The following is a 21,651-nucleotide window of genomic DNA, read 5'->3' as shown; positions in this document are numbered from 1 at the left end:
TCAGCCTCCGGTCACCGGTGGGAAGAACGCCACTTCATCGCCCTCTTCCAGCGGTTCATCGAGCTTGCACAGCTCTTCGTTGCGTGCGCACATCAGGTTCTGCTCGGCCAGCACTTCATACTGCCCGCCCTTGGCAACCAAGGCCTGGCGCACATCATCGAGCACCTTGAACGCACCCTCCACCCGCTCGGCATCCACGCCCAACAGTTCGCGGTAACGGGCGAAGTACATCACCTTGACCTTCATCACGCCTCCACCTTGTAATGGCCACTCTTGCCACCGAGTTTTTCCAGCAGGCGCACCTGCTCGATGACCATACCTTTATCCACAGCCTTGCACATGTCATAGATCGTCAGCGCGGCCACGCTGGCGGCGGTCAGCGCCTCCATCTCCACACCGGTCTGCCCGGCCAGCTTGCAGCGGGCGACGATGCGCACGGCATCCTGCCCCTCGGCGCTGAGCTCGACCTTGACGCTGGTGAGCATCAGCGGGTGGCACAACGGGATCAGGTCGCTGGTTTTTTTCGCCGCCTGTATCCCGGCAATGCGCGCCACGGCGAACACGTCACCCTTGGGGTGTTCACCGTCGACGATCATCTGCAAGGTCTGCGGCAACATGCGCACCCGCGCCTCGGCGGTAGCCTCGCGCTCGGTCACGGCCTTTTCAGTGACGTCGACCATGTTGGCCCGCCCCTGGGAATCAAGATGTGTCAGCACTGCTCTGCTCCTGTAAAGGGATTTCGCAGTGTAAACCTGTGGGTCAGGTTTGAGCAGAGGTATGTGTCGGCAGGTTTGGCCTCTTCGCGGGCACGCCCACTCCCACAGGAGCTCCACGGCCTCGAATCAAGTGGAGATCCTGTGAACGGGCGTGTCCACGAAGAGGCCGGGCAGTAATCTGCCCGGCTCCAGGGTTTACAAATGCGACTCGGCGTACTCGGCCAGCACCGAGCGAGGCACGCCCTGCAGGGTGATGTGCACGCCGTGGGGGAAGTCCTTGAAGCGCTCGGTCAGGTAGGTCAGGCCCGAGCTGGTCGCGGACAGGTAGGGGGTGTCGATCTGCGCCAGGTTGCCCAGGCAGACCACCTTGGACCCGGAGCCGGCACGGGTGATGATGGTTTTCATCTGGTGCGGCGTCAGGTTCTGGCACTCGTCAATCAGGATCAGGCTCTGCTGGAAGCTGCGGCCACGGATGTAGTTCAGCGACTTGAACTGCAGCGGCACGCGCTCAAGGATGTATTCGACGCTGCCATGGGTGCTTTCGTCATCCATGTGCAAAGCTTCGAGGTTGTCAGTGATGGCGCCCAGCCACGGCTCCATCTTCTCTGCTTCGGTACCCGGCAGGAAGCCAATCTCTTGGTCCAGCCCCTGCACGCTGCGGGTGGCGATGATGCGCCGGTAGCGCTTGCTGACCATGGTTTGCTCGATGGCCGCAGCCAGTGCCAGGATGGTTTTACCGGAGCCGGCGGCGCCGGTCAGGTTCACCAGGTGGATATCCGGGTCCAGCAGGGCAAACAGCGCCAGGCTTTGGTGAATGTCGCGTGGTTTCAGGCCCCAGGCTTCCTGGTGCAGCAACGGCTCCTGGTGCAGGTCGAGCAGCAGCAGTTCGTCGTCACGAATGCCCTTGATCCACCCGACGAAGCCCTGCTCATCGATGATGAACTCATTGACGTGCACAGCTGGCAGGTTGTCGATCATCTGCACCCGATGCCAGGTGCGGCCGCGCTCCTGGCGGGTATCGACCTTGCTCACGCGGTCCCAGAACGAGCCGGTGACCGAATGGTAGCCCTTGGACAACAAGGACACGTCATCGACCAGTTGGTCGGTGCTGTAGTCCTCAGCCGCTATACCGCAAGCGCGCGCCTTCAGGCGCATGTTGATGTCTTTGGTGACCAGCACGACATCCAGGTCGGTGCGCCGGGCCCGGACTTCGAGCAACTGGTTGATGATGATGTTGTCGTTGAGGTTTTCCGGCAGCAGCTTGTTCGGCTCGTTGCGCGGGGTCATCAGGATGGACAGGAACCCCTTGGGGCCACTCTTGTTGCGCTGGATCGGTACGCCCTGCTCGACATCGCTGGGCGAAGCGTCACCGAGGGTCTGGTCTATCAGGCGGATGGCTTGCCGGCATTCGGCGGCGATGCTCTGTTTGCCGGTCTTGAGCTTGTCGAGTTCCTCCAGCACCGTCATCGGGATGGCGACATGGTGCTCCTCGAAGTTCAGTAACGCGTTAGGGTCGTGAATCAGGACGTTGGTATCGAGCACATACAGGATTGGCTTGCTGGAGGAAGGGTTGCGTCCTTGGTCATCCATACTCGGTCACCTTATGTCGAAGCCACACGGCGTGGTCTGTTACGCCGCAGAGTGACTGCCGCTGTTCCCGTATCCGCGTTGTTACGGGCGGGAAGCGAACCTGGCTAGGTGGGCCTGGATGACGCCACCTGTGCTGCAGGAATCGGCTGTCTGGTTTCTTCATACCGCAAAAACCATGACCGTAAAAAGCATTTTTACGCATTTTTGAAGTTTATTTTTCCGATTGACGAAGAGGCCTTGGCGCCAGCGTCAGAGGGGACTACGCTCAAAAGTCATACCCTCTATTCGCGGTATCCATATTCCCGGCAATCCTCCCAGCCGATGCCGCTTTGCGCGGTATTGCGCAGCAACCATTCCACCGCCGGCTGCGCCTTGGGAAGGCTGTCATGAAACTGGATCACGCCCTTGCGCCACAACAGCATCAGGGTCAATACGCGCTGTGCGGACGCCTCTGCGCTCAATGCACCGTCATCCTGGGCATCGATGTCCCACAACGATACCCGCAACTGCTGGCGGGCCATGAACGCTTCGCCGTCAGCCCGGCGCTGGCCATAAGGAGGGCGGAACAGCGGCACATACTGCTCGGGCAGATCAGCCTGCACCCGCGCCTGGCTGCGCCGCAGCGAATCCTGCCAGTCGGTCCACTGCGCATGGGAGCGGTATTCCCACCCCTGGATACCCACGCACTGCCCGCCATAGAGCTGGCGCAAGGCATTTGCCGCCGCGCCATCACGGCGTTGCTGCAAACGGTTACCGAGCGTGAAGAACGTGCCTTCGAGCTTTTGCCGGCGCAGGTAATCGGTGAGTAGATCCGTACTGCCCCCCTCGGGCCCAGGCCCGCCGACAAAGGTCAGCAGGAACATGCGGTCGTTCAGTTCGTCACCCTTGCGCTCACGCGAAGACAACCGCTCGATTTCGCTGCTGGTCTGCGGCAGCAACGCCGCCTTGCGCAGTTGCTCGTCCAGGTAGCGGACATGGAACTGGTGGCTCGGTTCGATCCAGCCGGTATAGAACGCACCGACATCGGCAGCGAACGTCGCCGCTTGTGTACGCAACTCCGCCATGGACGTAACCGGGTAGCAGAATGATGCATCCTGCTCACAACTGCGCTGCGCCTGTTGATAACCCTCCCACAACCGCTGCCACATGCGCGCCCGAACCTGGCGCACCTTCTGCAGGTTGATCTGCCGCAGCCCCAGCCGGGCCGCCAGGCTTGCGTCATCCAGCAACTCGCTTTCGTGCAGCACTTGGGCGAACGACAGGATTTCTGCCCGAGAGGCCACATCGAACAGCGCCGGGCTGTCCAGCTGTTCGGGCCACAGGCTGCGGTCCAGGCTGACCTGAGGTGAAGGGGCGGCTTGCACGGCCAGGCTCAGCAGCCCGGCCAGCAAGGCAGAAGCAATGCGCACAGTGGAAGGCTCCGCAACGGCAAAACGCGAACTATAGCGCCTGCACCGACCATGGGCTGTGACTATCGTCGCCATAGTTTGGACTTGTACCGCCCACCCCGTAGAATCCTCGGCCAACGATGCCAGGAGCCGACCCGATGCTGACGGTGATTTCCCCCGCCAAGACCCTCGACTACGACACCCCGCCAGTGACCGAGCGTTTCACCCTGCCCCAGTACCTGGATGAATCCCAGGCCCTGATCCAGCAACTGCGCGAACTGTCGCCGGCGCAGATCAGCGAGCTGATGCACCTGTCCGACAAGCTCGCCGGCCTGAATGCGGCGCGCTTTGGCAGCTGGACCCCAGACTTCACCCCGGCCAATGCCAAGCAGGCGTTGCTGGCGTTCAAGGGTGACGTGTACACCGGCCTCGATGCCCAGAGCCTGAGTGAAGACGACTTCAGCTACGCTCAGGACCACCTGCGCATGCTCTCGGGCCTATATGGCCTGCTGCGCCCGCTCGACCTGATGCAGCCCTACCGCCTGGAGATGGGCACCAAGCTGGCCAACGCCCGCGGCAAGGACCTGTACGCCTTCTGGGGCACGCGCATCAGCGAATGGCTGAACCAGGCCCTGGCCGACCAAGGCGATGACGTGCTGTTGAACCTGGCCAGTAACGAGTATTTCAGTGCAGTGAAACGCAGTGCACTGAAGGCCCGGGTGATCAACGTCGACTTCAAGGACCAGAAAAACGGCCAGTACAAGATCATCAGCTTCTACGCCAAGAAAGCCCGCGGCATGATGAGCCGCTTCGTCATCCAGCAGCGCATCAGCACCCCGGATCAGCTCAAGCAGTTTGATGCTCAGGGGTACTACTACAGTGCCGAGCAGTCCAAGCCGGACCATTTGGTGTTCCTGCGCGATCACCCCTCGGAGTGACCCTGTAACACCCCCTTCACGGCCAAACCCGCTCTTACAGGTAATGCGCTACCCGTAGGAGCGGGTTCACCCGCGAAGGGGCCAGCAGCCCACACCCCCTCTCCGCCCTGCAACAGGGCACGCTGCAAACCGCCATAACGCCATTAATCCGACGCCAAAAATCCAGCACACCCACCTTTATCGCCAAACGACATAAGACCGTTCATACCTTTTTTGACGAATTCTGAAAAAATTTTTCAGATGCTGGCATAAAAATATCTCGCAACAGTTACGCCCTTGATACACGGGGGCGAAACACCCGCGTGCTATCAATTTGAAACTGTCCGCAACTGAATAAATATTTAGAAATCTTTCATTCGAGCGAAACCGGCTCCGGAACTTCTACCAAAGCCAATCGCTCATAGTGCCGTAACGATTGTCCTGCCTACGGGCTGTGAGAGATGACTTACAGATGACAACGGCGGGTATCCACTGCCCGCCATAAGAAATTCGACAGGTATCACGGAACCCTCCGAAGACCTTGTCCATGCAGGAGAGACGCGTCCCTTACAAATCGTCCTAGTGGTTGATTTCAAAGGATTTATTCACTTGAAAAAACAAGCACAGCAACGCGCCAAGTAGCGCATTGCAATAAAGACGGCTGCATTTCAGGGCACGTTTTTTAATGAATGGCTATTGAGTGCCAACTTTGAGCGCATAACTTTTTGCGTTCCGGATTTATTTTGCCTGCGCTCGGCGAAGTGTGCATTCGCCATGGATCCGTGCGCCCGAAAACTGTTGTTAATCAACCCAGCCCGGCTCTCTGCGGAGGCGTCGGCGTGATAAACACATGAGGTGATAGCGATGCGTATCAGCATCTTTGGTTTGGGTTATGTGGGTGCAGTCTGTGCAGGCTGCCTGACGGCGCGTGGCCATGAAGTGATCGGTGTGGACGTGTCCAGCACCAAGATCGACCTGATCAACCAGGGCAAGTCGCCCATCGTCGAACCTGGCCTGGAAGCACTGCTGCAACAGGGCATCGCCAATGGCCGCCTGCGCGGCACTACCGACTTCGCCGAAGCCATCCGTGCCAGCGATGTGTCGATGATCTGCGTGGGCACCCCCAGCAAGAAAAACGGCGACCTGGGCCTGGAGTACATCGAGTCCGTGTGCCGCGAAATCGGCTACGTGCTGCGTGACACCACCCGCCGTCACACCATCGTGGTGCGCAGCACCGTGCTGCCTGGCACCGTCAAGAACGTGGTCATCCCGATCCTGGAAGATTGCTCGGGCAAGAAGGCCGGTGTCGACTTCGGTGTGGCGGTCAACCCGGAATTCCTGCGTGAAAGCACCGCCATCAAGGACTACGACCAGCCACCGATGACGGTCATCGGCGAACTGGACAGCGCCAGCGGTGACATCCTCCAGGCCCTGTACGAAGAACTCGACGCCCCGGTCATCCGCAAGCCGATCGAAGTGGCCGAGATGATCAAGTACACCTGCAACGTATGGCACGCCACCAAGGTCACCTTCGCCAACGAAATCGGCAACATCGCCAAGGCGGTGGGCGTCGATGGCCGCGAGGTGATGGACGTGGTCTGCCAGGACAAGGTCCTCAACCTGTCCCAGTACTACATGCGCCCAGGTTTTGCCTTCGGCGGCTCTTGCCTGCCCAAGGACGTACGCGCCCTCACCTACCGCGCCGCCAGCCTCGATGTCCGTGCACCGCTGCTCGACTCGCTGATGCGCAGCAACGAATCTCAGGTGCAGAACGCCTTCGAGCTGATCGAAGCCCACGACAAGCGCAAGGTCGCCCTGCTGGGCCTGAGCTTCAAGGCCGGCACCGACGACCTGCGCGAAAGCCCGCTGGTGGAACTGGCCGAGCGCCTGATCGGCAAGGGCTACCAGCTGGACATCTACGACGAGAACGTCCAGTACGCCCGTGTTCACGGCGCCAACAAGGACTACATCGAGTCGAAGATCCCGCACGTGTCGTCGCTGCTCAACGCCAACTTGCAGCAGGTGATCGACAACGCCGACATCATCGTCCTCGGCAACCGTGACGAGCAGTTCCGTGCGCTGGCCTTGCAAGCGCCAGCCGGCAAGCAGGTGATCGACCTGGTCGGCTTCATGAACAAACCGACCAGCACTACCGCCCGTACCGAAGGCATCTGCTGGTAAGTGCCCGGCCGGGCAGCGATGAGGCACTCGACAAGAGCCGCCTCCTCGCTGCCCACCCTTTCCCGAATTCTCGACGGATGCTGAACATGCAAAGGCTCCAGACAGTGCTGTTGCAGTGCGCCGGGTGGCTGCTCTACATGAGCCTGCTCATGCTGATCGCCCTGGCCCTGCCAGCTGATATCTTCGACTCGCAGTCGAAGCACTTCATCTTCCTGGTCGGCGCAGTCGGCATCTGGCGCTACTCCATGGGCGCCACCCATTTCATCCGCGGCATGATCTTCCTCTACGGCGTGTACCCGTACCTGCGCCGCAAGGTGCAGAAAATGGGTAACGCCACCGACCCGTCGCATGTCTACCTGATGGTCACCAGCTTCCGTATCGAAGCGCTGACCACCGCCCAGGTGTACAGCTCGGTGATCCGCGAGGCGATCAACTGCGGCTTCCCCACCACCGTGGTCTGCTCGCTGGTGGAAATGTCCGATGAACTGCTGGTGAAGAGCCTGTGGGCCAAGTACAACCCGCCGGCCCACGTGAAGCTGGACATCGTGCGTATCGCCGGTACCGGCAAGCGCGATGGCCTGGCCTACGGCTTCCGCGCCATCTCGCGCATGCTGCCGGACGAGAACGCCGTGGTGGCGGTAATCGACGGTGACACCGTGCTGGCCGACGGCGTGGTACGCAAGACCGTGCCGTGGTTCAAGCTGTTCCCCAATGTGGGCGGCCTGACCACCAATGAATTCTGCGAAGTGCGTGGCGGCTACATCATGAGCGAGTGGCACAAGCTGCGCTTCGCCCAGCGCCACATCAACATGTGCTCGATGGCCCTGTCCAAGCGCGTGCTTACCATGACCGGGCGCATGTCGATGTTCCGCGCCAGTGTGGTGACCAACCCCGAGTTCATCGCCGACGTCGAAAGCGACTCGCTGATGCACTGGCGCCTGGGCCGCTTCAAGTTCCTTACCGGGGACGACAAGTCCAGCTGGTTCAGCCTGATGCGCCTGGGCTACGACACCTTCTACGTGCCGGACGCCGCCATCAACACGGTCGAGCATCCGCCGGAAAAAAGCTTCCTCAAGGCCAGCCGCAAGCTGATGTACCGCTGGTACGGCAACAACCTGCGGCAGAACTCACGGGCACTGGGCCTTGGCCTGCGCCGCCTGGGGCTGTTCACCAGCATCGTGTTGTTCGACCAGCGCGTGTCGATGTGGACCAGCCTGCTGGGCCTGACCGTGGCGGTGATCGCCAGCCTCAAGTTCGGCATGGCCTTCTTGCTGGTGTACCTGCTGTGGATCGGCATCACGCGCCTGATCCTCACCATCATGCTGCTGTGCTCAGGCCACAACGTAGGCCCAGCCTACCCGCTGATTCTCTATTACAACCAGATCATCGGCGCGCTGATGAAGATCTACGTGTTCTTCCGCCTCGACAAGCAGTCGTGGACGCGTCAGCCCACTGCCCTCAAGCGTGACCTCGCCAGCTTTCAACAATGGTTCAACACCTGGTCCTCGCGGACCATGACCTTCTCGGCTGCCAGCATCTTCGTTGCTGTGCTGTTCATGGTCGTGTGAGCCCAACCCGGATCGGATCTAACAGGAACAAACCACCATGAATACCGCCGTGAACGTCAATGTCGTGCATGAGTCCGAAGCCCAGCGCCAACACGCCCGGGTACGCATTCCCGCCAAGCTGCGGTTCCTGGACGCCCAGCGCCAGGTCCACGAAGTCAAGGTCGAAGACCTTTCTGCCGGCGGCCTGAGCTTCCACACCAAGCAACCGCAGTCGGTGGGCGATGTGCTGCGCGGGCGCCTGCAGTTCGTGGTCGACAACCTGGGCCTGTCGATGGACATCGAGTTCCAGGTGCGCTCGTACAACCCGGACAATGGCCGTATCGGTGCGCAGTTCCAGAACCTTGAACCTCGCGACATCGCCACGTTGCGGCACATCATCACCAGCCACCTGTCGGGTGAGCTGATCAGCATCGGCGACGTACTCAGCACCCTGCAGCGCGACAACTTCACCAAGGCGCGCAAGCAGAAGGACGGCGGGTCGGGCCTGAGCGCCTTCGGCCGTTTCAAGGCAGTCACCGTCACACTGGGCGTGTTCGTGGTCGGCGTTGCGGCCTTCGGCTTCGTCGCCAAATCGTTGTATGGCATGTATTTCGTCAGCCATGCCGAAGCCGGTGTGGTCGCAGTGCCGACCACCAACGTCACCATGCCGCGCGACGGTACCGTGAGCAGCCTGGTCGAAAGCGGTGGGCAGATCGCCAAGGGCGCGCCACTGGCCAGCTTCACCACCAGCATGCTGGACATGCTCAAGGGCAACCTTGAAGACGCACAGCTGGAGCCGGCGAAGATCGAGGAGCTGTTCGGCAAGCAACTGTCCGGCACCCTCACCAGCCCCTGCGATTGCGTGGTCGCGCGCCAGTTGGTGGACGACGGCCAGTACGCCGCCAAGGGCCAGCCGATCTTTCAGCTGATCCCACGCACCACCAACCCGATGGTCGAGGCGCGCTTCAGCTACCGCCAGTTCGACGAGGTCAAGCCAGGTACCCGGGTCAATTTCCAGGTGGCCGGCGAAGACGAAGTGCGCACCGGTCAGATCGTCAGCAGCGCCAGCCTCAACAGCGAAGACCTGTCCTCCGACATCCGCGTGCAGATCAAGCCAGACAGCGGCCTGCCCGCCGAACTGGCCGGCCGCCCGGCCTCGGTCAACAGCGACCGTGGCCCCTCGCTGAACTGGCTGATCGACAAAGCCGTGGCCCGTGGCCTGTGAGGGACGGACAATGATCTCTGATACCTACAAGGTCCGCGTGAACCTGGGATTGTGTGCACTGGCCGCCGCCATCACCCTGGCCGGCTGTGCCGGCCTGCCCGACCAGCGCCTGGCCAACGAGGCCATGAAGCGCGGTGACACGGCATTGGCCGAGCGCAACTACAAGGCGCTGGCCGACCTGGGCTACAGCGAAGCGCAAGTCGGCCTTGCGGACATCAAGGTGGCCACCCGCGACCCCTCGCAAATCAAGGAAGCCGAAGCCACCTATCGCGCTGCAGCCGCCACGTCCCCACGCGCCCAGGCGCGCCTTGGCCGCCTGCTGGTGGCCAAGCCGGACAGCACCCAGGCCGAGCGCGAAGAAGCAGAAACCCTGCTCAAGCAAGCGGCCAGTCAAGGCGAAAGCAACACCTTGATCCCACTGGCGATGCTCTACCTCAGCTACCCGCAGAGCTTCCCCAAGGTCAACGCGCAGCAGCAGATCGACCAGTGGCGCGCCGCCGGCAACCCGGAAGCGGGCCTGGCCCAGGTGCTGCTGTACCGCACCCAGGGCACCTATGACCAGCACCTGGGCGAAGTGGAAAAGATCTGCAAGGCGGCGCTCAACAGCACCGACATCTGCTACGTCGAACTGGCCACCGTGTACCAGAAACGCGGCCAGGCCGACCAGCAAGCCGCCCTGCTCGGCCAGCTGAAGGCCGCCTACGCCCGTGGCGCAGTGCCGGCCACCCGTGTTGACAGCGTGGCCCGCGTGCTGGCCGACCGTAGCCTTGGCCAGACCGACGAAAAAACCGCCAAGGACCTGCTCGAGCAAGTAGCCCCGGCCAACCCGGCGTCCTGGGTCAGCCTGGCACAGCTGGTATACGACTTCCCCGAACTGGGCGACACCGACCAGTTGATGGCCTACATCGACAAAGGCCGCGAAGCTGAACAGCCACGCGCCGAACTGCTGCTGGGCCGTCTGTACTACGAAGGCAAAACCCTGCCAGCCGACGCTCAAAAAGCCGAGCAGCACCTGCAAGCCGCTGCCGAAGCCGGTGAGATCAGCGCCCATTACTACCTGGGCCAGCTTTACCGCCGCGGCTACCTGGGCAATGTCGAGCCGCAGAAAGCCGTCGACCACCTGCTGGCCGCCGCCCGTGGCGGGCAGAACAGCGCCGACTATGCCTTGGCTCAGCTGTTCAGCGAGGGCCACGGCATCCGCCCGCAACCGGGCAACGCCTGGGTGTTCGCCCAGCTGTCGCAGGCCAACCCGACGCCGCAATCAGCCGAACTGCTGCAGCAGCTCGACCAGCAACTGACACCTGATCAGCGCAACCAGGCCCAGCAACTGCTGGACCAGGAAAAGCGTGCACGCGGCAGCCTGGCGCAGGGCGCGAATAGCACCCTGGCCCTCGAAGCCCTGCAAGACGACGAAAAAGAAGTAGACGGTGAGGACTCGCTATGACGCTCAATCCCTTCGTGAAAGCCGGCATCGGCCTGAGCTTCGCCCTGCTGTGGTCCTGCCCGACCCTGGCGGAAATGACCGCTGAAAAAAACTTCGGCCTGGACGTGAAAATCACCGGCCAGTCGGAAGACGACCGTGACCTGGGCACCCGCTCTGGCGGCGACGTCAACGGCCTGGGCCTGGATCTGCGCCCGTGGGTGTACGGCGAGCGCGGTAACTGGAGTGCCTACGCCATGGGCCAGGCAGTCGCTGCGACCGACACCATCGAAACCGACACCTTGCGCCAGAACGACGACGGCACCAGCACCGACACCGGCGACGACAGCCGTCAACCAGACAAAAGCTACCTGGCCATGCGCGAGTTCTGGGTCGGCTACAGCGGCCTTACCGCCTACCCAGGCGAGCAACTGCGCTTCGGTCGCCAGCGCCTGCGCAGCGACGATGGCATGTGGCGCGATACCAACATCGAAGCGCTGAACTGGACCTTCGACACCACGCTGCTCAAGGCCGACCTGGGCGTCGCCCAGCGTTTCAGCGAATACCGCACCGATCTCACCGAACTGGCGCCGGAAGACAAGGACCGCACCCACATCTACGGCAACGTCGCCACACAGTGGACCCCTGGCCACTGGGTTGGCCTGCGCGCTCACCACACACATGACAGCGGCAGCCTGAAGAACCCCGGCGAAACGGTCGACGCGCTGGACAAGACCCGCACTGGCGACCTTACCTGGCTGGGCCTGGAGGCCAACAGCGACGCCTACAACTGGCGCAACGACCACACCGTGAATTACTGGGGCAGCGTCACCTGGCTGACCGGTGACCGCGACAAGCTGAGCACCCAGCAGGTGGGTGACGACCAGGTCGCCACCGGCAAGCAGAGCGGTGACGTCAACGCCTGGGCAACCGACCTCGGTATCCGCCTGCGTCTGGACCCGCAATGGCAGGTCGGCGCCGCGTACGCCCGCGGTAGCGGCGGCGGCGGCGATGACGGTTCGAACAACTTCGAGCAGACCGGCCTGGAGAGCAACCGCTCCAACTTCACCGGCACCCGCTCGCGTGTGCACCGCTTCGGCGAAGCGTTCCGCGGCGAGCTGGGCAACCTGCAGGCCGCCACCCTGTTCGCTTCGTGGCAGCTGCGTGACGACTATGACGCGAGCCTGATCTACCACAAATTCTGGCGGGTCGATGGCAACCAGAACATCGGTTCCAGTGGCATCAACGCGGTGGTCAACGACAACGGCGTGAATCGCCCGCTGGTCGATGGCGAAAAAGACCTCGGCCAGGAAATGGACGTGGTCGTGACCAAGTACTTCAAGCAAGGCCTGCTGCCGGCTTCGATGAGCCAGGCCATCGACGAGCCGTCAGCCCTGGTGCGCCTGCGTGCCGGTGTATTCAAGCCGGGCGACGCCTACGGCAAGGAAGCGGACTCGTACATGCACCGCGCCTTCGTCGACGTCATCTGGCGCTTCTGAGGCCGGTAGGGGACTGACCGTGATGAACCTTCACCCGCACTTACGTCACAGCCTGTTGGCCAGTGCCTTGCTGCTGGCAAGCGGCCTGGCCACTGCCGCAGAGCCCCAGGTGATAGCCAAGGAGCTGCAGCAGGCCAAGACCTATACGGTGGCCAGCGCACCGATCGAGCCGCTGCAGATGGACCCGCCAAAGTTGCCCGACCTCACCGGTTTCACGGCCGAGGCGGTGCAGAAGAAAATCGACCGCCGCCACAAGGGCAAGGTCAGCCTGCGCCGTATGTTCCAGGAGGACACCCTCAAGGAGTTCGTTGGCGGCGACAACAAGGCCGCCGAGTGGGTGCAGCGCCAGCACGGCATCCCGCAGGCGATTTTCGTCGATGACGGCCATGTCGACCTGACCGAGCTGAGCAAGAAGGTACCCAAACAGTACTTCAGCGAAGTCGAGCCTGGGGTTTACCTGGCACGCCTGCCGATCGTGGTCGGGCAAAAGGGCATCCTCGAGATCGACGGCAAGGTCAAACAGCTGCGCCTGTCCCAGGAGGGCGGCGCTTTTCTGGTCAATGACGGCAAGCTGTTCGTAACCGACACCCAGGTGACCGGCTGGCGGGAAAAGGACAACGGCCCGGCGACCTTCCGCTCGCCCAAGGAATTCCGCCCGTTTCTGCTGTCGTGGGGCGGTACCGAGACCTATATCGTCAATACGAAGATGGCCAGCTTCGGCTACGCCAAGTCCAAGTCGTATGGCGTGAGCATCTCGCAGTACACGCCGAACATGGCCAAGCGCATGGGCCGCCCGGAGCCCACCGGCTGGATCATCGGTTCGGAGTTCAGCGACATGTGGTACGGCTTCTACTGCTACGAAACCCAGGACTTCGTGATCAAGGACAGCACCTACCGCGACAACATCGTCTACGGCATCGACCCGCACGACCGTTCGCATCGCCTGATCATCGCCGGCAACACGGTGTACGGCACCAAGAAGAAGCACGGCATCATCGTTTCGCGTGAGGTCAACGACAGCTGGATCATCAACAACAAGAGCTACGACAACAAGCTCTCGGGCGTGGTGATCGACCGTAACAGCGTCAACAACCTGGTGGCCTACAACGAGATCTACCGCAACCACACCGACGGCATCACCCTGTACGAAAGCGGCGACAACCTGATCTGGGGCAACAAGCTGGTCAACAACCGCCGCCACGGCATCCGCGTGCGTAACAGCGTGAACATCCGCCTGTACGAAAACGTCGCCATGGCCAACGGCCTGGTCGGCGTATACGGCCACATCAAGGACCTGTCCGACACCGACCGCGACATCGCCCTCGACCCGTTCGACACCAAGGTGTCGCTGATCGTGGTGGGTGGCGAGCTGTCGGCCAACGGCTCCGGCCCGCTGTCGATCGACTCGCCGCTGTCGGTCGAGCTGTACAAGGTGTCCATGCTCGCCCCGCGCAAGGCCAGCGGCATCAGCCTCAATGGTGTGCTGGGTGAGCGCCAGGACGAAATCCTCGACCTGCTGGTACGCCAGCAGAAGGCTGTGCTGATCGACCCGGTCGAACGCCAGACCGAAATGATCGATTAAGGAAGCCCAGACCATGACTCCACACCTGATGAAACTGCTGGGCCTGTCCGCCGCCCTTCTGGCAATCAGCCAGGGCGTGCGCGCCGAAGACGTCAAGGCCCCGACCTTCAACGCCGAGCCCTGCTGCCAGTTGTGCCCTGAAGCGCACGATGCCAGCCGCTACACCACCCGCTATCAGCAAAACTTCACCACGCTGGTGCAGGCCCAGGGCGACTGGCTGTTCCGCACCCGCGAAGACCTGCGCACCGAGTTCAACACCACCCCAGCCGGCTACAAACGCCTGCAGCAAGTGCACGACGCGTTCAAGAAACGTGGTGTGGAACTGGTGGTGGTGTACCAGCCGACCCGTGGCCTGGTGAACCGCAACATGCTCAACCCGGCCGAAAAAGCCGCGTTCGACTACCAGAAGGCCCTGGGCAACTACCAGGCCATGCTCAAGCGCTTCGCCAGCATGGGCTACAACGTGCCCGACCTGTCACCGCTGACCAACGAGCAACTGGCCGCCGCTGACCAGGGCAAGGACTTCTACTTCCGTGGCGACCAGCACTGGACGCCGTACGGGGCCGAGCGCGCGGCGAAGATCGTGGCCGACACCGTGCACAAGATGCCGGCCTTCGAAGGCATCCCGCGCAAGGAATTCGAGACGAAGAAGTCCGGGCGCATGGGCAAGACCGGCACCCTGCACAACGTTGCCGGCCAACTGTGCGGCACCAGCTACGCCGTCCAGTACATGGACCAGTTCGCCACCGAGCCGAAAGGCGCGAGCGGTGGCGACGACCTGTTCGGTGACAGCGGCAATGCGCAGATCACCCTGGTCGGTACCAGCCACAGCGGCAAGAACTACAACTTCTCGGGCTTCCTCGAGCAATACATCGGCGCCGACGTGCTCAACGTCGCTTTCCCAGGCGGTGGCCTGGAAGGGTCGATGATCCAGTACCTGGGCAGCGAGGAATTCCAGAAGAACCCGCCGAAGATCCTGATCTGGGAATTCTCCCCGCTGTACCGCCTGGACCAGGAAACCATCTGGCGGCAAATCCTTGGCCTGCTCGACGACGGCTGCGACGACCGCCCAGCCCTGATGAGCGCCAGCACCACCCTCAAGCCTGGCAAGAACGAGCTGATGGTCAACGGCAAGGGCGGCGTGATCAAAGACCTGATCAACCGCAACCTGCAGATGGACGTCAAGTTCGAAGACCCCTCGGTGAAGGTGTTGCAGGCCACCCTCTGGTACCTCAACGGCCGCCATGAGGACATCAAGCTGGAAAAACCGGAAACCTCCGACACCGACGGCCGCTTCGTCTTCCAGATGCGCGAAGACGAGGACTGGGCCAGCCAGAGCCTGCTGGCGTTCGAGGTACAAGGGCCGGAAAGCGGCACCCAGAAGGTCGAAGCCAAGCTCTGCAAACGCAACAACTTCGCCGTGCCTGCGCAGACCGCGCAGGCTGGCCAGTGAGGCGACCCATGACCATTTTCAAGCGAATTTCCAGCCCCGCCCTGCTCGCGTTGGCCTTGTTTGGTGGTGCCGCGCACGCCGCGCTGGTACCGCCGCAGGGTTACTACCAGGGGATCGAAAAGCTCAAGACCGGTGAGGGTAACTTCCGCTGCGAAGCGGCGCCCAAGCCATACACCGGCCCGCTGCAGTTTCGCAGCAAGTACGAAGGCTCGGACAAGGCACGGGCAACGCTCAACGCAGCCTCGGAAAAGGCCTTCCGCACGTCGACCGAAGACATCACCACGCTGGAGAAAGGCGTGAGCAAGATGGTCGGCCAGTACATGCGCGACGGCCGCCCGGCGCAACTCGACTGCACCCTGACCTGGCTGGGTACCTGGGCACGCGCCGGTGCATTGCTGTCCACCGACTACAACCATACCGGCAAGTCGATGCGCAAATGGGCGCTGGGCAGCATGAGCGGTTCATGGTTGCGGCTGAAATTCTCCAACTCGCAACCGCTGGCGGCACACCAGGCCGAGGCCGACCTGATCGAAAAATGGCTCAGCCGCCTGGCCGAGCAGACTGTGCGTGACTGGAGCGACCTGCCGCTGGAGAAGATCAACAACCACAGCTACTGGGCGGCCTGGTCGGTCATGGCTACCGCCGTCGCCACCGACCGTCGCGACCTGTTCGACTGGGCCGTGAAGGAATACAAGGTGGGCGCCAACCAGGTGGATGACCAAGGCTTCCTGCCCAACGAAATCAAGCGCAAGCAGCGCGCGCTGGCTTATCACAACTACGCCTTGCCGCCGCTGGCGATGATTGCCAGCTTCGCCCAGGCCAATGGCGTCGACCTGCGCGCCGAGAACAACTTCGCCTTGCAGCGCCTGGGTGAAGGCGTGCTGGCCGGCGCCCGCGATCCCAGCCACTTCAAGGCGCGCGCGGGCAAGAAACAGGACATGACCGACCTCAAGGTCGACAGCAAGTACTCCTGGCTCGAGCCCTGGTGTGCGCTGTACCACTGCGTCGGCGACACGCTTGAGCGCAAGCACGACATGCAGCCGTTCAACAGCTTCCGGCTGGGGGGCGATGTGACCCGGGTCTACGACCCGAGTGCAGAGAGCAAGAAATGAATTGACCCCCATTGCGGGGGCGGAACCTGTGGGAGCGGGCATGCCCGCGAAGAAGCCACCGCGGTGCATGGCAAGGGCTTCGCCCTTGTTCGCGGGCTTGCCCGCTCCCACAGGAATCTAAGTTGCCTTCCAGTCTTGCACTGGGGGGTTTGGGGGGCGCTTTGCCCTGGATGCTGTGAACAAATTAGGAGAACCGGGATGGTCTTCTCGTCCAACGTGTTCCTGTTCCTGTTCTTGCCGATCTTCCTCGGCCTGTACTACTTGAGCGGGCAACGTTATCGCAACCTGCTGCTGCTGGTCGCCAGCTACATCTTCTACGCCTGGTGGCGAGTGGACTTCCTGGCACTGTTCGCCGGCGTCACCCTGTGGAACTACTGGATCGGCCTGAAAGTCGGTGCCGCCGGTGTGCGCACCAAGCCGGCGCAGCGCTGGCTGCTGCTCGGCGTGGGTGTCGACCTGGCGATCCTCGGCTACTTCAAGTACGCCAACTTCGGTGTCGACAGCCTGAACGCGATCATGACGTCGTTTGGCCTGGAGCCATTCATTCTGACCCACGTGCTGCTGCCGATCGGTATCTCGTTCTACATCTTCGAGTCGATCAGCTACATCATCGACGTATACCGCGGTGACACCCCGGCTACCCGCAACCTGATCGACTTCGCAGCGTTCGTGGCGATTTTCCCGCACCTGATCGCAGGCCCCGTGCTGCGCTTCAAGGACCTGGTCGACCAGTTCAACAACCGCACCCACACGCTGGACAAGTTCTCCGAAGGCTGCACCCGCTTCATGCAGGGCTTCATCAAGAAAGTGTTCATCGCCGACACCCTGGCCGTGGTCGCCGACCACTGCTTCGCCCTGCAAAACCCCACCACGGGCGATGCCTGGCTCGGCGCCCTGGCCTACACCGCACAGCTGTACTTCGACTTCAGCGGCTACAGCGACATGGCCATCGGCCTGGGCCTGATGATGGGCTTCCGCTTCATGGAAAACTTCAAGCAGCCCTATATCAGCCAGTCGATCACCGAGTTCTGGCGGCGCTGGCATATCAGCCTGTCGACCTGGCTGCGCGACTACCTGTACATCACCTTGGGCGGTAACCGTAAAGGCACCTTCAATACCTACCGCAACCTGTTCCTGACCATGCTGCTGGGCGGCCTGTGGCACGGTGCAAACTTCACCTACATCATCTGGGGCGCCTGGCACGGCATGTGGCTGGCCATCGAGCGCGCGCTGGGCCTCGACACCAACCCGCAGCGCTTCAACCCGGTGAAGTGGGCCTTCACCTTCCTGCTGGTGGTGGTCGGCTGGGTGATCTTCCGCGCCGAAAACCTGCAGGTGGCAGCCCGCATGTACGGCGCCATGTTCAGCTTCGGCGACTGGCAGCTGTCGGAGCTCAACCGCGCCCAGCTCACCGGTCTGCAGGTGGCCACGCTGGTCATCGCCTACCTCACCCTGGCGTTCTTCGGCCTGCGCGACTTCTACCGCAATGCCAGGCCGACGCCGAAGGTGGCCCCGGTGCAGGTCAACGCTGACGGCTCGATCGGCCTGGACTGGACCCGGGTGATGACCCGCGCACTGATCCTGCTGCTGTTCGTCGCCTCGATCCTCAAGCTTTCGGCGCAAAGCTACTCGCCGTTCCTTTACTTCCAGTTCTGAGGTTGATGACCATGACCCGGACATTACGCATCACCTACTCCCTGTCGTTCCTCGGCCTGCTGGTCGGCATGGGCGCCTGGTCCACCGGTGGCCTGCAGAGTTTCCAGCGCACCGAGCAGATGACCCTGCTCAACGGCAAGCTGGCCAAGGCCGCCGAGACCCACTACGACGCCGAGTTCCCGGTCAAGCGCCTGGGCACCAACCTGTGGGCGGCCATGGACTTCAAACTGTTCAACGAAGGCCGCCCTGGTGTGGTACTGGGCCGCGACCAGTGGTTGTTCAGCGACGAGGAGTTCAAGCCCACCGCCGGTGCCGAGCAATTGATGCAGGAAAACCTGGCACTGATCCGTGGCGTACGCGACACCCTGCAGCAACACGGTAGCCAGCTGGTGCTGGCGATCGTGCCGGCCAAGGCACGGGTCTACGCCGAGTACCTGGGCAAAGAGCGGCCTGCCAGCCTGCATGACGACCTGTACAACCAGTTCCATGCCCAGGCACGCCAGGCCAACGTGTTCGCACCGGACCTGATGGCACCGATGGAGCAGGCCAAGGCCCGCGGCCAGGTGTTTCTGCGTACTGACACCCACTGGACGCCTATGGGGGCCGAAGTGGCGGCGCAGGCGCTGGCCGAAGCGGTCAGCCGCCAGAGCCTGCTCAACGGCGACCCACAAGCCTTCATCACCGAAGCCGGCAACACCGCCCCCTACAAGGGCGACCTGACCAACTTCCTGCCACTGGACCCCTTGTTCAGCAACCTGCTGCCGGCCCCGGACAACCTGCAGAAACGCACCACCCGGCCGGTCGATGCCGAGGGTGACGCCGGCGACGCGTTGTTCGCCGACAAGCAGATCCCGGTTGCACTGGTAGGCACCAGCTACAGCGCCAACCCGCACTGGAACTTCCTCGGCGCGCTGCAGCAGGCCCTGCGCAGTGACGTCGCCAACTACGCCGAAGACGGCCATGGCCCGCTGCTGCCGATGCTCAAGTACCTGCAAAGCGATGCCTTTAAAAACGCCGCACCACAAGTGGTGGTGTGGGAATTCCCCGAACGTTATCTGCCAATGAAAAACGACCTCAGCAGCTTCGATCCGCAGTGGATCGCGCAGCTGAAAAACTCCCGTAAATCCGAAGAAAACCTGGCCTTGTCGTCCACCCGGACAGACCACTGACTGATAGAGAGGAAACGCACATGACTACCAAAACTTCCATTGCCAAAGCCCTCACCCTCGCGGCCGGCCTTTCCCTTGCTTCGATGCAGGCCTTCGCCGGTGCCGACGCCGCACTGTATGGCCCAAGTGCGCCGAAAGGCTCGACCTTCGTACGCCTGTACAACGCGACCAGCGCACCCGCCGCCGCGTCGGTCGGCAACACCCAGATCAAACAGGTTGGCGCACAGGCCAGCAGCGATTTCAGCTTCCTGCCAGGCGGCGACTACACCGCCCAGGTCGGCGGCAAGAGCGTGCCGGTCAAGCTGGCCTCGGACAAGTACTACACCCTGGTCAACAGCAACAGCGGCAGCCCGAAGCTGATCGAAGAACCACCGTTCAAGAACAAGCAGAAAGCCCTGGTGCGCGTGCAGAACCTGAGCGACCAGCAACTGACCCTGAAAACCGCCGACGGCAAGACCGAAGTGGTCAAGCCGGTGGCCGCCAACGGCCGTGGCGAACGCGAAATCAACCCGGTCAAGGTCAACCTGGCGCTGTACCAAGGAGACAAGAAAGTGGGTGACGTGAAACCCGTCGCCCTGGAGCGCGGCGAAGCCGCAGTGCTGTACGTAACGGGTTCCGGCAACGCCTTGTCGCCGGTGTGGGTAACTCGCCCCGTGGCTAGCAACTGATTCCCCTGCCTCTCAACGACTATTGGAGAAACATGATGATCCCGGTAATTCTTTCTGGTGGTAGCGGTTCCCGTCTGTGGCCTCTGTCGCGCAAGCAGTTCCCCAAACAGTTCCTGGCCCTGACCGGTGAGCACACGCTGTTCCAGCAAACCATCGAGCGCCTGGTATTCGAGGGCATGGACACCCCGATCGTGGTCTGTAACAAGGACCACAAGTTCATCGTCCAGGAGCAACTGGCCGCACTGAAGCTGGAAACCCAAGGCATCCTGATGGAACCGTTCGGCCGCAACACCGCGCCGGCCGTGGCCATGGCTGCCATGAAGCTGGTCAACGAAGGCCGCGACGAGCTTATGCTGGTGCTGCCTGCCGATCATGTGATCGATGACCAGAAAGCCCTGCAACGTGCCTTGGCCTTGGCCACCGTGGCCGCCGAGCGTGGCGAGATGGTGCTGTTCGGCGTGCCGGCGACCAAGCCGGAAACCGGCTACGGCTACATCCGTTCCAGCCAGGATGCGCTGCTGCCCGAGGGCGTGGCGCGGGTTGCGCAGTTCGTCGAGAAGCCCGACGAAAAACGCGCGGCCGAGTTCGTCCAGGCCGGTGGTTACTTCTGGAACAGCGGTATGTTCCTGTTCCGCGCCAGCCGCTTCCTCGAAGAGCTGAAAAAGCACGACGGCGACATCTACGATACCTGCGTACTGGCCCTGGAGCGCAGCCAGGAAGACGGCGATGTGCTGAGCATCGACGAAGCCACCTTTGCCTGCTGCCCGGACAACTCCATTGACTATGCGGTGATGGAGAAAACCCAGCGTGCCTGCGTGGTGCCGATGTCGGCCGGCTGGAGCGATGTAGGCTGCTGGTCGTCGCTGTGGGAAGTGCACGAGAAAGACGACAACGGCAACGTCACCAAGGGCGACGTGGTGGTTCAAGACAGCCGCAACTGCATGATCCACGGCAACGGCAAACTGGTGTCGGTGATCGGCCTGGAGAACATCGTGGTGGTCGAGACCAAGGATGCCATGATGATTGCCCACAAGGACAAGGTCCAGGGCGTCAAGCAGATGGTCAAGACCCTCGACGAACAGGGCCGCACGGAAACCCAGAACCACCTGGAAGTGTATCGCCCGTGGGGCTCGTACGACTCGGTGGACATGGGCGGCCGCTTCCAGGTCAAGCACATCACCGTCAAGCCGGGCGCCAGCCTGTCGCTGCAGATGCACCATCACCGCGCCGAGCACTGGATCGTGGTATCCGGTACCGCCGAGGTGACCTGCGACGAGAACGTGTTCTTGCTGACCGAAAACCAGTCGACCTATATCCCCATCGCTTCGGTGCACCGTTTGCGCAACCCGGGCAAGATCCCGCTGGAGATCATCGAAGTGCAGTCCGGCAGCTACCTGGGCGAGGATGACATCGAGCGCTTCGAGGATGTGTATGGGCGCACGTCCACACCCATCGAGCGCGGCGTTTCGGTGAAGACCATCGCGCAGTAAATGCTGACTCGCCCCTGGGCTGACCAGGGGCGAACCTG

Annotated in this window: 17 protein-coding genes; 13 read left to right on the top strand and 4 right to left on the bottom strand. The window is 62.2% G+C overall.

Annotated elements, in window-relative coordinates; translation table 11 throughout:
• From moaD to I8746_RS15740, 4 genes are all read right to left on the bottom strand, one after another.
• Complete coding sequence (gene moaD / locus I8746_RS15755) at positions 1-246, bottom strand: molybdopterin converting factor subunit 1 (RefSeq protein ID WP_003251777.1); 246 nt, start codon at positions 244-246, stop codon at positions 1-3.
• Positions 246-716 carry a cyclic pyranopterin monophosphate synthase MoaC gene (gene moaC / locus I8746_RS15750; RefSeq protein WP_003251775.1) on the bottom strand — a complete coding sequence of 157 codons (471 nt, stop codon included), beginning with the start codon at positions 714-716 and terminating at the stop codon, positions 246-248. The genes moaD and moaC overlap by 1 nt, the downstream gene beginning before the upstream one ends.
• 195 nt (positions 717-911) lie before the next feature.
• Positions 912-2,306, bottom strand: a complete 1,395-nt coding sequence (locus I8746_RS15745; RefSeq protein WP_003251772.1) for a PhoH family protein — start codon at positions 2,304-2,306, stop codon at positions 912-914.
• 281 nt (positions 2,307-2,587) lie between these two features.
• Entirely contained in the window at positions 2,588-3,715 is a 1,128-nt protein-coding gene (locus I8746_RS15740) for a polysaccharide deacetylase family protein (protein ID WP_014860717.1), read from the bottom strand.
• Between the two features lie 137 nt (positions 3,716-3,852).
• On the opposite strand from I8746_RS15740, the gene yaaA reads away from it, so the two are divergent.
• The 13 genes from yaaA (at position 3,853) to I8746_RS15675 (ending at position 21,613) form a co-directional block, all read left to right on the top strand.
• The gene (gene yaaA, locus I8746_RS15735; RefSeq protein ID WP_221100816.1) at positions 3,853-4,632 is read left to right on the top strand and encodes a peroxide stress protein YaaA; all 780 of its coding nucleotides are present in this window, start codon (positions 3,853-3,855) and stop codon (positions 4,630-4,632) included.
• An 843-nt stretch (positions 4,633-5,475) separates the two neighbouring features.
• On the top strand, positions 5,476-6,792 hold the full coding sequence (locus I8746_RS15730) for a nucleotide sugar dehydrogenase (protein ID WP_004577139.1): 1,317 nt from the start codon (positions 5,476-5,478) through the stop codon (positions 6,790-6,792).
• 86 nt (positions 6,793-6,878) lie between these two features.
• Positions 6,879-8,360 (top strand): glycosyltransferase family 2 protein, encoded by a 1,482-nt coding sequence (locus I8746_RS15725; protein ID WP_003251762.1) that lies wholly within the window; start codon positions 6,879-6,881, stop codon positions 8,358-8,360.
• Positions 8,361-8,397: 37 nt separating this feature from the next.
• The gene (locus tag I8746_RS15720) at positions 8,398-9,564 is read left to right on the top strand and encodes a PilZ domain-containing protein (protein WP_088513323.1); all 1,167 of its coding nucleotides are present in this window, start codon (positions 8,398-8,400) and stop codon (positions 9,562-9,564) included.
• A gap of 10 nt (positions 9,565-9,574) precedes the next feature.
• Positions 9,575-11,008: an alginate biosynthesis TPR repeat lipoprotein AlgK gene (gene algK / locus I8746_RS15715; RefSeq protein WP_003251758.1), complete on the top strand. Its 1,434-nt coding sequence runs from the start codon at positions 9,575-9,577 to the stop codon at positions 11,006-11,008.
• Positions 11,005-12,483 (top strand): alginate export family protein, encoded by a 1,479-nt coding sequence (locus I8746_RS15710; RefSeq protein WP_003251756.1) that lies wholly within the window; start codon positions 11,005-11,007, stop codon positions 12,481-12,483. The genes algK and I8746_RS15710 overlap by 4 nt, the downstream gene beginning before the upstream one ends.
• A 22-nt stretch (positions 12,484-12,505) precedes the next feature.
• A complete protein-coding gene (gene algG, locus I8746_RS15705; RefSeq protein ID WP_003251754.1) occupies positions 12,506-14,065 on the top strand; it encodes a mannuronan 5-epimerase AlgG in 1,560 nt (519 codons plus the stop codon).
• A 13-nt stretch (positions 14,066-14,078) separates the two neighbouring features.
• Positions 14,079-15,518 carry an alginate O-acetyltransferase gene (locus I8746_RS15700; RefSeq protein WP_064490717.1) on the top strand — a complete coding sequence of 480 codons (1,440 nt, stop codon included), beginning with the start codon at positions 14,079-14,081 and terminating at the stop codon, positions 15,516-15,518.
• A gap of 8 nt (positions 15,519-15,526) precedes the next feature.
• Entirely contained in the window at positions 15,527-16,630 is a 1,104-nt protein-coding gene (locus tag I8746_RS15695; RefSeq protein ID WP_019752510.1) for a mannuronate-specific alginate lyase, read from the top strand.
• 198 nt (positions 16,631-16,828) lie between these two features.
• Entirely contained in the window at positions 16,829-18,286 is a 1,458-nt protein-coding gene (locus I8746_RS15690) for an MBOAT family protein (RefSeq protein ID WP_047604385.1), read from the top strand.
• 11 nt (positions 18,287-18,297) lie between these two features.
• The gene (locus I8746_RS15685) at positions 18,298-19,455 is read left to right on the top strand and encodes an alginate O-acetyltransferase (protein ID WP_212628080.1); all 1,158 of its coding nucleotides are present in this window, start codon (positions 18,298-18,300) and stop codon (positions 19,453-19,455) included.
• 20 nt (positions 19,456-19,475) lie between these two features.
• Positions 19,476-20,123 (top strand): alginate O-acetyltransferase AlgF, encoded by a 648-nt coding sequence (locus I8746_RS15680; RefSeq protein WP_003251744.1) that lies wholly within the window; start codon positions 19,476-19,478, stop codon positions 20,121-20,123.
• Between the two features lie 35 nt (positions 20,124-20,158).
• A complete protein-coding gene (locus I8746_RS15675) occupies positions 20,159-21,613 on the top strand; it encodes a mannose-1-phosphate guanylyltransferase/mannose-6-phosphate isomerase (RefSeq protein ID WP_003251742.1) in 1,455 nt (484 codons plus the stop codon).
• Positions 21,614-21,651: the final 38 nt, after the last annotated feature.

This window comes from Pseudomonas sp. USTB-Z (assembly GCF_019691255.1).
Classification (GTDB): domain Bacteria; phylum Pseudomonadota; class Gammaproteobacteria; order Pseudomonadales; family Pseudomonadaceae; genus Aquipseudomonas; species Aquipseudomonas alloputida.
This window is presented reverse-complemented; position numbering and strand designations above follow the sequence as displayed.

What these genes read in the sequence shown, in the direction of transcription:
- I8746_RS15695 (WP_019752510.1), top strand. Translation starts at nt 15,527, where the DNA reads ATGACCATTTTCAAGCGAATTTCCAGCCCCGCCCTGCTCGCGTTGGCC.
- I8746_RS15690 (WP_047604385.1), top strand. Translation starts at nt 16,829, where the DNA reads ATGGTCTTCTCGTCCAACGTGTTCCTGTTCCTGTTCTTGCCGATCTTC.
- algG (WP_003251754.1), top strand. Translation starts at nt 12,506, where the DNA reads ATGAACCTTCACCCGCACTTACGTCACAGCCTGTTGGCCAGTGCCTTG.
- I8746_RS15745 (WP_003251772.1), bottom strand. Translation starts at nt 2,306, where the DNA reads ATGGATGACCAAGGACGCAACCCTTCCTCCAGCAAGCCAATCCTGTAT.
- I8746_RS15710 (WP_003251756.1), top strand. Translation starts at nt 11,005, where the DNA reads ATGACGCTCAATCCCTTCGTGAAAGCCGGCATCGGCCTGAGCTTCGCC.
- I8746_RS15675 (WP_003251742.1), top strand. Translation starts at nt 20,159, where the DNA reads ATGATCCCGGTAATTCTTTCTGGTGGTAGCGGTTCCCGTCTGTGGCCT.
- I8746_RS15720 (WP_088513323.1), top strand. Translation starts at nt 8,398, where the DNA reads ATGAATACCGCCGTGAACGTCAATGTCGTGCATGAGTCCGAAGCCCAG.
- I8746_RS15680 (WP_003251744.1), top strand. Translation starts at nt 19,476, where the DNA reads ATGACTACCAAAACTTCCATTGCCAAAGCCCTCACCCTCGCGGCCGGC.
- I8746_RS15730 (WP_004577139.1), top strand. Translation starts at nt 5,476, where the DNA reads ATGCGTATCAGCATCTTTGGTTTGGGTTATGTGGGTGCAGTCTGTGCA.
- I8746_RS15685 (WP_212628080.1), top strand. Translation starts at nt 18,298, where the DNA reads ATGACCCGGACATTACGCATCACCTACTCCCTGTCGTTCCTCGGCCTG.
- algK (WP_003251758.1), top strand. Translation starts at nt 9,575, where the DNA reads ATGATCTCTGATACCTACAAGGTCCGCGTGAACCTGGGATTGTGTGCA.
- I8746_RS15725 (WP_003251762.1), top strand. Translation starts at nt 6,879, where the DNA reads ATGCAAAGGCTCCAGACAGTGCTGTTGCAGTGCGCCGGGTGGCTGCTC.
- yaaA (WP_221100816.1), top strand. Translation starts at nt 3,853, where the DNA reads ATGCTGACGGTGATTTCCCCCGCCAAGACCCTCGACTACGACACCCCG.
- moaD (WP_003251777.1), bottom strand. Translation starts at nt 246, where the DNA reads ATGAAGGTCAAGGTGATGTACTTCGCCCGTTACCGCGAACTGTTGGGC.
- I8746_RS15700 (WP_064490717.1), top strand. Translation starts at nt 14,079, where the DNA reads ATGACTCCACACCTGATGAAACTGCTGGGCCTGTCCGCCGCCCTTCTG.